Annotated in this window: 10 protein-coding genes; 6 read left to right on the forward strand and 4 right to left on the reverse strand. The window is 41.1% G+C overall.

Annotated elements, in window-relative coordinates; genetic code table 11:
* Window positions 1–155 precede the first annotated feature (155 nt).
* On the forward strand, window positions 156–677 hold the full coding sequence (locus QI031_RS08310; protein WP_281484715.1) for an MAPEG family protein: 522 nt from the start codon (window positions 156–158) through the stop codon (window positions 675–677).
* Window positions 678–735: 58 nt separating this feature from the next.
* On the opposite strand, the gene QI031_RS08315 is transcribed toward QI031_RS08310, so the two are convergent.
* Both QI031_RS08315 and QI031_RS08320 read right to left on the reverse strand, forming a co-directional pair.
* Window positions 736–1,128, reverse strand: a complete 393-nt coding sequence (locus QI031_RS08315; RefSeq protein WP_281484716.1) for a type II toxin-antitoxin system VapC family toxin — start codon at window positions 1,126–1,128, stop codon at window positions 736–738.
* Window positions 1,125–1,355, reverse strand: coding sequence for a type II toxin-antitoxin system Phd/YefM family antitoxin (locus QI031_RS08320; protein ID WP_281484717.1), 231 nt, complete (start codon window positions 1,353–1,355; stop codon window positions 1,125–1,127). The genes QI031_RS08315 and QI031_RS08320 overlap by 4 nt, the downstream gene beginning before the upstream one ends.
* Before the next feature lie 144 nt (window positions 1,356–1,499).
* Between QI031_RS08320 and QI031_RS08325 the strand changes: the two genes are divergently transcribed.
* The 4 genes from QI031_RS08325 (at window position 1,500) to QI031_RS08340 (ending at window position 3,521) form a co-directional block, all read left to right on the forward strand.
* Window positions 1,500–1,850, forward strand: a complete 351-nt coding sequence (locus QI031_RS08325; RefSeq protein WP_281484718.1) for a hypothetical protein — start codon at window positions 1,500–1,502, stop codon at window positions 1,848–1,850.
* Window positions 1,851–1,917: 67 nt separating this feature from the next.
* A complete protein-coding gene (locus tag QI031_RS08330) occupies window positions 1,918–2,250 on the forward strand; it encodes a DUF433 domain-containing protein (protein WP_281484719.1) in 333 nt (110 codons plus the stop codon).
* Between the two features lie 6 nt (window positions 2,251–2,256).
* A complete protein-coding gene (locus QI031_RS08335; protein ID WP_281484720.1) occupies window positions 2,257–2,610 on the forward strand; it encodes a DUF5615 family PIN-like protein in 354 nt (117 codons plus the stop codon).
* A 167-nt stretch (window positions 2,611–2,777) separates the two neighbouring features.
* A complete protein-coding gene (locus tag QI031_RS08340; RefSeq protein ID WP_281484721.1) occupies window positions 2,778–3,521 on the forward strand; it encodes an ABC transporter ATP-binding protein in 744 nt (247 codons plus the stop codon).
* Window positions 3,522–3,838: 317 nt separating this feature from the next.
* On the opposite strand, the gene QI031_RS08345 is transcribed toward QI031_RS08340, so the two are convergent.
* Window positions 3,839–4,546, reverse strand: a complete 708-nt coding sequence (locus tag QI031_RS08345; protein ID WP_281484722.1) for a glutamine amidotransferase — start codon at window positions 4,544–4,546, stop codon at window positions 3,839–3,841.
* Window positions 4,547–5,129: 583 nt separating this feature from the next.
* On the opposite strand from QI031_RS08345, the gene QI031_RS08350 reads away from it, so the two are divergent.
* Window positions 5,130–7,331 carry an HAD-IIB family hydrolase gene (locus tag QI031_RS08350; RefSeq protein ID WP_281484723.1) on the forward strand — a complete coding sequence of 734 codons (2,202 nt, stop codon included), beginning with the start codon at window positions 5,130–5,132 and terminating at the stop codon, window positions 7,329–7,331.
* 508 nt (window positions 7,332–7,839) lie between these two features.
* Here the strand turns inward: QI031_RS08350 and QI031_RS08355 are convergent.
* Window positions 7,840–13,539 (reverse strand): translocation/assembly module TamB domain-containing protein, encoded by a 5,700-nt coding sequence (locus QI031_RS08355; RefSeq protein ID WP_281484724.1) that lies wholly within the window; start codon window positions 13,537–13,539, stop codon window positions 7,840–7,842.
* Window positions 13,540–13,823: the final 284 nt, after the last annotated feature.

Genomic DNA, 13,823 nt, shown 5'->3' on the forward strand with positions numbered 1-13,823 from the left:
AGTCATTACAAAAGAATTAATAATAGGACTTACGCACCTATTATGACTTTACGCCATTACGAGCAAAGCTAAGTAATCATAAAGGCTTAGTTTTCGTCACGAGTGCGTAAGTCCTAAACTTTAATCAGTATTGTGAGTTTTGGTAAAAAGTCAAAATGATTGAAAATAGTGTTCCCATTTCAACTATTTTTATTGGAGTTAATGGTCTGATCGCTTTTTCTCTTTCATACATTGCAGCATTTGAAAGAATAAAAACAAGAGTTTGGCATGGTGAATCTAAGCAAGATGTAGCAGCACAACCTGATCCATTAGCAAATCCTAGCCCTTGGGCATCTATGGTTGAGCAATCAACTCAGAAATTTGTAAAAGTGCAAGCTAATGATAATGGACTACTACAAAGAAAGATTCGCGCTCATGGTAATTTTGCTGAATATGTACCTCATGCGTTATTGCTTGTACTGGCGCTAGAGTTAATGCAAGCACAAACATGGCTATTATGGCTTTTGGGAAGTAGTCTGACTGTAGCTAGAATTGCTCATGCATGGGGTTTAATAAAAACCTATGGGCCTTCTCCAGGAAGAGCATTCGGTTTTTTCCTCACGTGGTTTGTATACATCTTTGGTAGCGTAGCTTGTATTTATTATGGAGTCGTTAATTTGATAGCAAATTCAAATTAAATAGTGTATGGCTGCAAAACCGTAGTTTTTTGTAAAAGGAGAATTTTAGTGCTTTAATCTACCAAATTACATCTGAGTAAAAATCTCTTATTTCTTGATCTGCTGTGATAATTGAAGCTTGATTACTGCTGGCTAATGCTACAACAACTCGATCGGCTAGATCTCGATGACTCCATTCTAATTTAACGCTTTCTAACCACACATCTTCATTAATGGGAACAATACGGATAACACTGGATTTTTTCAAAGAGGCGACATATTCGTGAAGATCGACTCCTAAATTTAGTTTTCTATTTTTGATTTTAATAGCAATTTCCCACACAACGATAGATGGAACAAGACCGTTTTTTAAAATTTCCATCTCGTTGCAGGCCTGTGTTGCAGCTTGAGAAAGTTGATCTGGATCTAAGCTCCACCAAATCAAGGCACAAGTGTCGAGGACAATCCTCACAGTTCACTCCATTCCTCTATTGTGGGAGCCGTTAAATCCTCAAAATACTTTACCTTACCGCGCATTTGCCCAAATAACTCTTTTGTTGGCGGGGAATCACCGTATTTAGAAATTTTCACCACTGGTTTACCTCGGTCGGTTACTACAATTTCTTCCCCTTCCGACTCTACTAACCGCAAGAACTCCAGCAGTTTACTTTTAAGTTTACTTTTGGAAATGGTTTTCATAATGCCCATAGTCATGACCGGGGTCATAAAAAGAGGATATCATACTTTACCCAGAATGGAGCATAGGTTATTTGTGATGTGGTGAAAGTTATCTTTGTTTGCTTACATTAGTCTTTATGTAGCACTATAAAGCTAAGAGTGAGTATGGAAGACTACAAAACGCCACATGGAAAAGTCGCTTTAGAATTTGCGACTGCGCTGGCAAATGGAAAATTTGAAGATGCTTATCAACTTCTCTCTTCTTCAATATGTGGAAATTGGTCACCATCAGTACTACAAGACACTTATGAAGAAATGATTGAATATTCTAGTACGCCGACTAACTATATTCAGGTCGAAGCAGTCATGACTGATTGGCCAGGCAAACAACCTCAAGATATTGGTTGGGCGTATACCTTGATTGCCTGTGATGGAGAGACTGAGGCAGTTACTGTTATTGTTTGCACAGAAAATGAAAAGCACCTGATCCGAGATATTGAGTGGGGACGACCATAACCATTTCTACCCATCAAGCAATTAGGTGTTTGCTACTATTGAATGAATTAGAAATCTAATAAAGTCTATGTCTTTAGCAATTGCTCTTGAATCCGTACCGCTAGAAATTGATGCTCACGGCACTGTAAGAGTTGCTAAAACTCGCGTCACGCTAGATACCGTTGTGACTGCTTTTCTTGAGGGATGCACGCCAGAAGAAATAGGGGAGCAGTATCCATCACTACAGCTATCAGATATCTACTTGGTTATCGGTTATTACCTTAGACACCGGGCTGAAATTCATACCTATCTAGCAGAACGTCAACGTCAATCAGTCATAATTCGGCAAGAGGCTGAGCAACGTTTTGACCCGCTTGGAATACGCGATCGCCTACTTGCCAGACGAAATCAATCTAGGTAATCCCAAATGGTTCGGTTCCTAGCTGATGAAAATTTTAACAACCAAATTGTGCGAGGCGTTCTTCGTCAAAGTCCAGATATTGATATTGTGCGTGTTCAAGATGTAGGCTTGTCGGGAGCAGATGACCCAACCGTTTTAGCATGGGCAGCACAGGAAGAAAGAATTGTTCTGCCTCACGATGTTACCACGATGATAACCTTTGCATACGAACGCATCCAAGCAGAATTATCTATGCCTGGATTGTTTGAAGTAAGTCGTAGTGTCACCGTAGGGTTAACAATAGAAGAAGTTATCTTGATTGCTAAGTGCAGTCTTGACAAGGAGTGGGAAGGACAAGTAAGGTTTCTCCCACTACAATAAGTGACTGGACTGTAGTCTAAAGTCCAGTCGTTTAGGACATAAAACCCAGGCAACAAAAGACTTTCAACGCTGAGTGTAGCCGTACCTTTAGGGGGAAGCAAGCAACGCCTAGCGTCTAGTAAAGAAGAGTTAAGCCTGTTCCCTGTTCACTGCCATCCAAGAATATTATGTCTGCTTCAGTAAATAATTCTGCTCCACTGTTAGAAGTTCAAAACGTTCGCGCCGGATACATTAAAGACCTAGATATTCTGCAAGGAGTAAATTTTCGGGTTGAACTAGGAGAAATGGTGGCAGTAATTGGCCCCAACGGTGCTGGGAAATCCACTTTGGCAAAAACCATTTTTGGACTTTTGACTCCCCATACAGGCACAATTACTTTTAAAGGCGAAAACATTGCTGGACTAAGATCAAACCAAATTGTGCGGCGGGGAATGTGTTATGTCCCGCAAATTTCTAATGTCTTTCCTTCTTTAAGTGTAGAAGAAAACTTAGAAATGGGGGCTTTTGTGCGTAACGTTCCCCTCAAACCCCTTAAAGAGCAAATATTTACCATGTTTCCGAGATTGAGCGATCGCCGTCGTCAACGTGCTGGTACTCTATCAGGAGGTGAACGTCAGATGTTAGCGATGGGTAAAGCTTTGATGTTAGAACCAAATTTGTTGTTATTGGATGAACCTTCTGCGGCTTTATCCCCCATTCTAGTAACGCAAGTATTCGAGCAAATTCAACAAATTAACCAAGGTGGGACGGCAATTGTCTTGGTAGAACAAAATGCCCGTAAAGCTTTGGAAATGTCTGATCGCGGTTATGTGCTAGAGTCAGGACGTGATGCGATCGCAGGGCTTGGCCAAGAATTATTGAATGATCCCAAAGTAGCCGAACTGTATTTAGGGGCAGGTAAAACACATTAAAGAGTAAGGAAGAAGGAAGAAGGTTTTAGAGACTGTTTTCAAACCCAAAATAGAACTTATAGTAAGTTGAGTTAAGCATAGCGCAACCCAACATTTATGTTGCTTTGTTGGGTTTCCTTACGTCAACCCAACCTACTGGTCTATCGCATTAATTTTGAGTGGTAAAATAACGAACCGCCAAGGACGCAAAGTACACAAAGGAAGAGAGAAACAAGAGAAATTGAAAAGTTGATTAACCTATCAAAACTTTTGCAATAGACTACTACAGTTCGAGTTTGAAAACACGCCCTAGTCTCATTCATAAGGACTTTTAGTGGTTAAACGAGCGTTTTTAACCAAGCATTCCACAATTTCCCAGCTTGAATTTCAAGTTTAGAGGCATAACGTTTTGTATCTAATCTCAGTTGATTGACACTTACATCAGGTGTAAAACCAATTTCACAAGCATGACCAATAAACCAACGTTCCAAACCACGAGCAGTTACTTCTGGATGAAACTGTAATGCTAGGCAGTGTTTACCCCATGAAAATGCTTGATTTGGGTATTTTGAGGTAGAAGCTAAAAGAGTGGAACCATCTGGCAAGTCGAAAGTGTCGCCATGCCAATGCAATACAAATGTTTCCTCAGGTGCTAAATAAGCTATAGGACTATATTTACCTGCTTCACTTAAATCTATGGATGCCCAACCAATTTCTTTCCCCTTATTACCTTGGTAAACTTTTGCACCTAGCGCCCTCGCTATCAGTTGACCGCCTAAGCAAAGTCCTAGAGTTGGCAAATCTAGCTTTAGTCGTGACTCTAAAAAATTGAGTTCGTCTAATAAGAAGGGATAGTCAGATTCATCATAGACACCGATTGGCCCTCCTAAGACAATAACAAGATCAGAAGCCACAGAATCAATCTGTGTGATATTGTCGTAACCCGCTTCAATATAAGTCACAGCATAGTCATGTTGCATTAGAAGAGGTGCGAGATTTCCTAAATCCTCAAAGGCAATGTGTCGAATGATAGTTGCTGTTTTCATACATAAATTCTATTGCTTCAACAGTTATCAGTCAAAAGCGACGTTCACTGATTTAATCGGGGTAAAACTGTGATAACTATTCACTATTCACTGATTTAAGCCGTAGCTTGAACAAAATAGTGTTTTCTGTGTTTAATGGATAACTAGAAAAAGTCTTCATACTCAAAAAAAACAGCTTATAGGTGTCATAAATTACTAACTGTAGATATCACTCTAAGCGTTTTATATCTGTAAAATTAAATACAAAAGATTGAATATTATGCATTAACAATAAACATCAAAATCAAGCTAAAGTTTCATATCTGCATTTTCCAAAACTGTTGTTCTTAGTCCAAAAATAAATTAAGAGACATACCCTCAATGGTATGAGGATAGAGGTTTATGTCTGTATTGTCATTAATTATTGATATTTAAATTTTAACGTGCGATCGCTCTGCTTCCCTTTACTATTAGTTGGAGGGACAATCTGTTTTATAATCTGTAAATGCCCGCATATTTATTTTTACTAATTTGTAGCGGTCAACAGCCATGTGTATGAGAAGCTATGCATAGCCTGTAATACACTACCGTTGAGGGATGCACAATGTCAAATAGCTCAGGGTTGTATATTCTACTAGTCAGTGTTCACGGCTTAATTAGAGGTAAAAATTTAGAATTAGGACGAGATGCTGACACAGGCGGACAAATAAAATATGTGTTAGAACTCGCTGAAGCTTTAGCTGCTAACCCACAAGTAGAACGTGTAGATTTGGTAACTCGTTTAGTCAACGATCCCAAAGTTAGCTCTGACTACGCTCAACCTGTAGAAGTTCTTTGTGACAAAGCGCAAATTATTCGCCTGAATTGTGGACCTCGCCGTTATCTCCGCAAAGAAGTTCTCTGGCCACATTTAGATAATTTTGCAGATGAATTACTTAAACACCTACGCCAAGTAGGAAAATTACCCCATATCATTCACAGCCATTATGCCGATGCTGGATATGTGGGTTGTCGGGTTGCTGGTTGGTTGGGTGTACCACTCGTACACACTGGTCATTCTTTAGGAAGAGTGAAACATCAACGGTTATTAGAACAGGGAACTAAACCAGAAACTATTGAAAATAATTTTCATATTAGCACACGAGTAGAAGCTGAAGAAACCACTCTTGCTAGTGCAGCATTAGTCATTGCCAGTACTCATCAAGAAGTAACGCAACAGTACGGCATTTACGACCACTATCAACCGCAACGAATGGTTGTAATTCCTCCTGGAGTTGCACTTGAGCGCTTTTATCCAATTCCTGAAAATTGGCAAGAACCACCAATTTATGACGAATTAAAACGATTTCTTACAGATCCTCAAAAGCCAATTGTCATGGCTTTATCTCGTCCAGAAATGCGTAAAAATGTCAATACACTTGTCAAAGCATACGGACAAGATTCCCAGTTGCGGCATTTGGCAAATTTAGTACTTGTGCTAGGAAACCGAGATGACATCACGACGATGGAATCAGGACCACGTCAAGTACTAACAGAAATCTTTCAGTTAATAGACCGCTACGACCTTTACGGGTGTGTTGCCTATCCCAAACATCACAAGGCGGACGATGTTCCTGAACTATATCGATTGCTAGTAAAAACACAGGGAGTCTTTATTAATCCGGCATTAACTGAGCCGTTTGGTCTGACCTTAATAGAAGCTACGGCTTGCGGCGCGCCAATTATTGCTACATCTGATGGTGGTCCGCGAGATATTCTGGCGGCTTGCAATAATGGGATGCTAATTGACCCTCTCAATATTCAACAAATCCAGGATGCTCTGCGAACGGCGCTCACCGATAGCGAAAAATGGCAACATTGGTCTACCAATGGCTTAAATAGTGTCCGAAAAAATTTTTCGTGGGATAGTCACGTAAAACACTATCTCGAACAAGTGCAGCAATTGCCACAACGACGAGTTCAATCACTGCTGAGTCCCTTACCTCAAGCACCAGCTAGCCGTCTGCCTGATTGGAATGTACCCGAACAAAACCGCTTACTGACCGCAGATCGTTTTCTTGTTTGCGAAATAGACAACACTTTATTAGGCGACCAAGAAGCCTTGCAGAGACTAATTGAACGACTACGTACTGAAGGCGATACAATTGGGGTAGGAATTGCTACTGGACGAAACTTAGACAGTTCGCTACAGATGCTAGAAGAGTGGCGATTTCCAATGCCAGACTTGCTAATTGTATCAGCAGGTAGCGAAATTTATTATGGGCCTCAAGTAGTTACAGATACGAACTGGCAAAGACACATTGGCTATCGTTGGCAAGTTGACGAGGTTCGTCAAGCTATGCAAGAACTGCCAGGAGTAATGCTGCAACCTCCAGAAGTTCAAAGTAAGTTCAAAGTCAGCTACTTTATCGATGAAGAGAAATCTATGAGTTTCAAGGAGATTATGCGTCATCTGCGACGGCGACGGCTCCATGTCAAAGGAATTTATAGCCATAATATGTATCTTGACTTATTACCAATTCGGGCTTCTAAAGGTGATGCCATTCGTTATTGTGCCTTGAAGTGGGGACTACCAATCAAAAGATTTTTAGTGGCAGGTGCATCAGGTAATGATGAATCAATGTTAGCTGGAAATACGCTAGCTGTGGTTGTGGGCAATTACAGTAAAGAAATTGAAAAGTTGCGTAGCTATCCACAAGTTTACTTTTCCCAAGGGCAGTATGCTTGGGGAATTTTGGAAGCACTTGATCGCTATGACTTTTTTGGTAATTTATATGCGACAGAACCAGAAATGATCGCAGTGTAAACTCACGTTAAATATTGATATCATATTCCAGCGATCGCCTTTTTTCCTTTAAGAATTGGATCAGGCGATCGTTCAATCGATAATATTTGCACATGAACTTACGCTTTGACAATATGACTGTAAAAATCCCAACAGAAACAGATAAATTACATTCAAACAATAATATAAATATCCATCAAGAAACTGAAACCGAAACCGAAAAAATTCTATGTTCTCATTGTCAGCGCACAGCTACGAACGGTATCAAATGTAAAGGCATTTGTGTAGCTGACAATGACTATTAATCTTTTTGTGGTCAGTTGTCAGTTGTCAGTTGTCAGTGGTGTTTTTTGTGTTTGTCACTCTGCTCCCCTGCTCCTTGATCACTGAGCGACTTGTACTGAGTTTAGCCTGAGCGTTGATTGCTGAGTTTCGACTTCGCTCAACTGCCGCGCAGTCGAAGCAAGCCGTTGGCGCAGCCTCTCGTAGAGAAGGGCGTAGTCGAAGTAAGTCGAAGTGCTGCCCTTTTTCAAAAGCGTGTTTGATACTCTACTACTGCACGACTATCGTCTTCTAAATTTGTAGAAGCACGCACCCGAACTTGATTATTAATGCGGTAATTAATCCCCCATTGAAAGGGATCATCTGCTGTTAAAATTTTGATGCTAGAAACAGAAACTTTAGGAGACAGATCAACTCCTGCTTCTGCTGCCAATTCTAAAGTTGAATTATTTCTACCTGCTTCGGGATTATCAGAAATGACAGTAGGAAATATCCGAAATTCACTTAAACCGAAAGCACTACCAATTTGGTTAAAAGCCGATTGAAAGTTATTAAATACAGCTGAACCTGCGATATTAATTAAACCTAAAGTGCTATCACCACGTCCTTCTGTATCGACAAAACCACCACCTAATAAAGCAACAATTTCCGTTTGACTGCGTGAAGGACTGCTTGTAAGTTCTAGATTTTCGTTTAATTTACTAGCAGGCCCTTTTACAGTGGCTTCAACTCGGACGCTTTCTAAGGCTCCTAAACCAGTAGTAGTTGACCTGTTAATATCAGTATTTTGAACTACATCCACAACTTTAGCAAACAGTTCAACATCTAAAATGGGGTCGCGGGGTTGATTAGATCTAAAAGTTGCCGTGTTTTTGTTATTGGCGAGTTTAAATTGGGTAGTAAATAAATTCACTCCACCTTGTTTAAGTCGGATAGTACCATCTGGTATGGGATCAGCAAAAGAACCATTGACTGTAAGGTTGCCAGTTGCTTGGAAACTCAGAATCGGTGGACGAGTGACTTCGACATTTTTACCCAACTCTATTTCTAAATCATTAAATCTAGCGATCGCATTGTTGTTTTCAGTTTTATCTTGTTTATTGGCCTTTGTGGGTGCTACGTTGAGATTGCGATCGCTAGTTGTGGAAGAATTGGTAGATTCTGCTAACAATACCTGACCGTTAAATAAATTTACCTTACCGCCAACTAAAGGGTTGAGAGCAGAACCAGTAATCTGCAAATTACCACTAGCGCCTCCTTGGTAAAGTCCCTTCAGATTCAAGGCTAACTGTTCGGCGTTTACAGTCAAAGGATTTTCGATATTTATTTGCCCATTGTTAAATATGGGAATTGCTCCAGCAGCTTCTACCTTACCTTGACTAAATTTACCCTGGAGACTTTCTACAAATATGCGGTCAAAATTAAAATTAACTTGACCTGTGACATCTGTCAGCTTTCCTGGCAGAGCTTGAGCTGAAAAAGTGGCATTATTAATAGTTGCAATTCCAATTACCTCTGGCTGTTGTCTTGTCCCACGCACCTTGAGATCTACTGCTCCTTCACCATTTTCAAATGCCACTTGATTAGTAAACAAATTTAACAGTGCTAATCCTTCATCTTTAACGTTGACATCCAAATTGATTTGATTACTTTGGGGCGCTACCGCCGCAAAGGGCAATTGGTAAGGTATACTGCCTGTAATATTTACAGGTTCCGGCCCAGCAACTGAGACGTTACTGCCAAAGTTCAAGCGTCCATCGGTATAACTAAAACTGGCGGTAGCTGACTCTATCGGCTTTTGGTTGAGTGTTCCTTCTCTAATTTGCAGTTCTCCTTTAGCTTGGGGATTAGCAATACTACCTGCTAAAGCTGCTGTAGCGTTGAGATTACCCGTTATTCCCACTGGTAGTTTGACAAAATTATTCAATATCTCGATGGGGAAATTTCTCACCCGCAACTGACCAGATTGCTCATCACCGCCAATATTACCTGCAAAAGCCAAGATGCCATCTTCAGACACCACCCGCAAAGGTCGTAACTGCAAAACGCCCTTTTCAAAACTACCTTCAGCAATAATTTTTTTGGCAGTATAAAAACGACTGGGTTCATCTTCTCTACCCCAGACAAAGTTTTGACCTTTCAAATCAAATTGCACTGATAAACCGTTAGCTGTAGCTGTATTTACAGCTACTTCTCCGTTAAAAGTGCCTTGTAAGTCTGCTAAATTTGGTATGGGATTGGCATCAATTTGTTGTTGTTCTTGTTGGGCTACTAAAGCTTCAACTTCATAAAAGCGCTGGAGTTGAGTTAATAATGGCTGATTTGGTAAACCTCGGTCATCGGTGGTGAGGTCTGCTGCTGTGCCATAAGTAGGCTCGGCTGCACCGCGTTGGAAATCTTGTAATTCAAATATCTGTGCAACCGTTAAAACATCTTGGATATTACCTTGGGTGACGTTCAACTTACCTTGTAACTCTGGCCTTTGGGGAGTTTGACTAAAATTGCCAGCAAAGGCATAGATACTGTTACCTTTGACGAATTGACTACTAGAGAGTATGGCTTTACCATTTTCATAACGAAACTGAGCCGCTAAACGATCGCCTCGAATACGACCAAATCTCGGATCAGCGATCGCTACATTTCCACTAGCTGCCAATGTCTGCTGATTAATCTGCAAATTTCCAGTTAATAAGCCAGCTATCTTACCACCACCCAAACGCAGATTTGGCGGTGGAGTCAAATTCAAGACTTGCAAAGGCAAGTTTTCTAGTTGCAGTGCTAATTCATTGCCTTGGACTTTACCTGTGGCTGAGGCTTGTTGCCAACGCACTAAAAAAGATTCAGGACGATTATTAGCATCTAAACTTAGAGCAATGCGATCTCTATTACCTGTCAAGTTCAAATTTAAACCTTGTCCCGACGTTGATTGAACATTTCCAGTTAATAAAGATTCAAAAGCCAAACCTTGTACTACCAAATCTTGTAACTTAACTTGTCCGTTGACATTCGGTAAAGGTAACTTACCAGTCACTTGACCATCAAAATCAACTTTTCCTGCCAAAGCTACCTGATTAGGAAGATTGATTGGTAGCTGTTTGAGGTCGTAATTTTGAGCTTGGACGTTGAGATTTAATTGAGTAATCTCTGGTAAACCCGCTTGCTTGGCATTGGCTAATATTTCCCCACTAACACTTAAACCAGGAGCATTAGCTTGATTAATAGTTAGTTTCTCACCATTCCAGGCGATCGCCGCGCTTAAAGGTCGCTCAATCCCCGCCAAACCTTGAGATAACTGTACCTGACCCGCAGCCCGCACATCAGCTAATTGGGCAGATCCTAAAGTGCCAGTCACTTGCAACTGGCCACCCAATTCACCCCGCAACTGCTGATTAAATTGATTTAATCCCACACCACTAGCAGCAACTATAGCCTGATAGCGACCATTAGCTAATTGAATATTAGATGCTGCGATCGTCCCTCCGGCAACATTTACCCGTGCTTGACCATCAGCTTGGATCGCTTGCGGTTGAAAAGATTCAACTGACCCAGTGACATTAAACTGACCATTTAACCTGCCCTGAAACTGTGGTGGTACAGTTGCCAACTGCTGCAAACGTACATTATTCGCTTGGACTTGTGCTTGATAGCGACCATTGGCTAATTGGATATTTTTAGCTGTAATGTTACCACCTGCAACATTCACCCGTGCTTGACCATCAACTTGAATCGCTTGCGGTTGAAAAGATTCAACTGACCCAGTGACATTAAACTGACCATTTAACCTGCCCTGAAACTGTGGTGGTACAGTTGCCAACTGCTGTACAGCAACATTATTGGCTTGGAGTTTTGCTTGATATGCACCATTAGCTAATTGAATATTTTTAGCTGTGACTGTGCCGTCTGCAACCTCAAGTTGTGCTTGACCAGTACCGCGTAGAGTTTTTAAACTAAAATTCTCTCTGTTGCCTGCTATTTGAAACGTACCCGCCAATGGGTTGTTTAAAGCTGGGGAAGCATTTTTCAATATGCGTCCCAAGCGTACACCATTAGCTTTTAATTGGGCGGAAAAACCTTCATCTTGTAGTTGCACTTGAGAAATGGCAATTCTTCCACCAGCAATTTGCACACCTGCCCCATCACTGCGGATAGTAGCAATTTGAAATGGTGCGGTTGTACCTGAAAGAAGCAGGCGACCATCAAATTCTGCCCCCGCTAAAGAGAGATTTTGTAGTTGGTTTTGATCTACAAAACGCTGCAATTGAATATTAGAAGTATTGGCGACAGCTTGCCAACGCTCATTAGCATAACTACCATAAGCCCGCACCACCCCACCACCGACATTAAGAGCCACATTGCGAAAAGAGACAGTGCGATCTGAATTAACCACAACTTCACCAGTACCGGGATAGGTAGCTGCTGGGGCTTGCCATTTGACTGTAGTTTTAACGTCGGCGGGAGCGCCAGTTACTTGGGCTGTAGCAGAAAGAGTACCGATTTGAAAGTCAGGCTTAATATCATATACTTGAGCGATCGCTTCACCAGGAACATTCTTTGCGGCAAAATTTAAGTTAATTTCAGGGTTATCCCCCACTTCAATTGTTCCAGTCCCGGTAATATCTCCACCAATTGCGGCTTGACCTTGAATATTTCTCAAGGTGATTAAAGAATCACTGGTAACAAATTTAAATTGACTACTAATACTTTTAAAATTAACTTTGTCTATTTGGGCAGATTTGATCGTGGCAACTGTGCCTGAGAGAATAGGCTTAGTAGTTGGGCCAATTAGCTGTAAATCAGCTGTTAATTGCCCAGAGACAGGCACAGGTAGTTTCAATTTTAAAGTTTCTTGAGCATTTGCCACACTCATCTCATTGACACGCCCTGCCAATTTAAAACCTGCTTGAGTGTCGATGATTCCCGTAGCCACTAAGGGAATTTTGCCATAACTAGTAGTGGCCTTATCTAGCTGGATTTCCGTTCCTTGGAAGCGGAGATTGCCTTGGCTATTAAGGAATGGTTGTGGTAAACGGGGAACTTGAATTGTTACCCCTTTGAGGTCAGCGTTACCGAACAATAAAGGTGGCTGCTCTTGTGTCAATTTAATTCGCAAGTCACCATCAACTCGACCCGTTTGCAAATTTAGAGGCAACTTGACAAGGCGAGTAACATTACTAGCTAAAAAGTTTTGTGCTTTTAAATGCAAGTTACCTACCAGTGCCTTAGAAAGTGTCTCTCCCTGAATTGCAACATTACCACCATCATCTGCTTGACCTACCGCTTCAAAATTAATCAACTGATTGTTTTTCAGCAATTGAGCAGTACCACCAAGTTGCGAAAATCCCACAGGAGGTAAGGAAGATTTTACTTCCCCTGCTCCTGTGCTTTGGTTGTTGAGCGTAGTCGAAACACTGCTCCCTGCCCTCTTTTGGGGTAATAATGCCAGCTTGCCATTACGGAAGTGTATTTTGTCTAACTCAGTTTTAATCACCCCGCCTTTACCTGACGGCGTTATGCTAATAGTGATCCAGCGCCCTTGCTCATCCTGCTCAATATAAATGTCTGGGTTAACTAAAGTTACATCTAGCTTTAACTCACGATTAAAAATTAACTGCAATGGGTCAAAAACTACTTCTACAGCATCGACCACAGCTCTATCTGGGTCTGTGGATGTTGCGGGAATGCTGGAAGCGCCAAAGCGCACTCCTGTTAGAGAAAAATTTGTAACTTTTCCTAGGTTTACCGGACGGTTGAGTGTAGTTGTCAAACTTTGTTGCGCCAATGGCGTTAAATCTTTTTGTACAAAAGTCCACAGTCGCCAAACACCACCAACAATTCCAACTAGTAAAAATCCGCCCAAGGCAATACCACCACGACTCAACACCAGTAACCGCAGACGCTTACAGACGGGAGATTTAGAATGAGGCTCTAGATTAGAAGAGTTAGTCATAGGGAGGGTTCACTTTTACTTGCTGGATGTAGCTGGCACACTACTGGCACTAATTAGCACATGTATTCATAATGTTAATTCCAGCATACAAACCAATTTAAGATTTTGGATGAATTAGGTGTCTGTTGAAATAGTGTCCCTGTGTGTGATTTCTCACCTCCCAGTCTAAAAAAGCAATATAAAAGCCTAAAATCCATATAAAACCTCAAATCCGGTTATTAAATTTGATCAAAAGTTAGGAAACAAAAGCCACAGAAAACTTCTCCTCTCCCAGCCCCTGGTCA

It is taken from the genome of Halotia branconii CENA392, assembly GCF_029953635.1.
Lineage (GTDB): Bacteria > Cyanobacteriota > Cyanobacteriia > Cyanobacteriales > Nostocaceae > Halotia > Halotia branconii.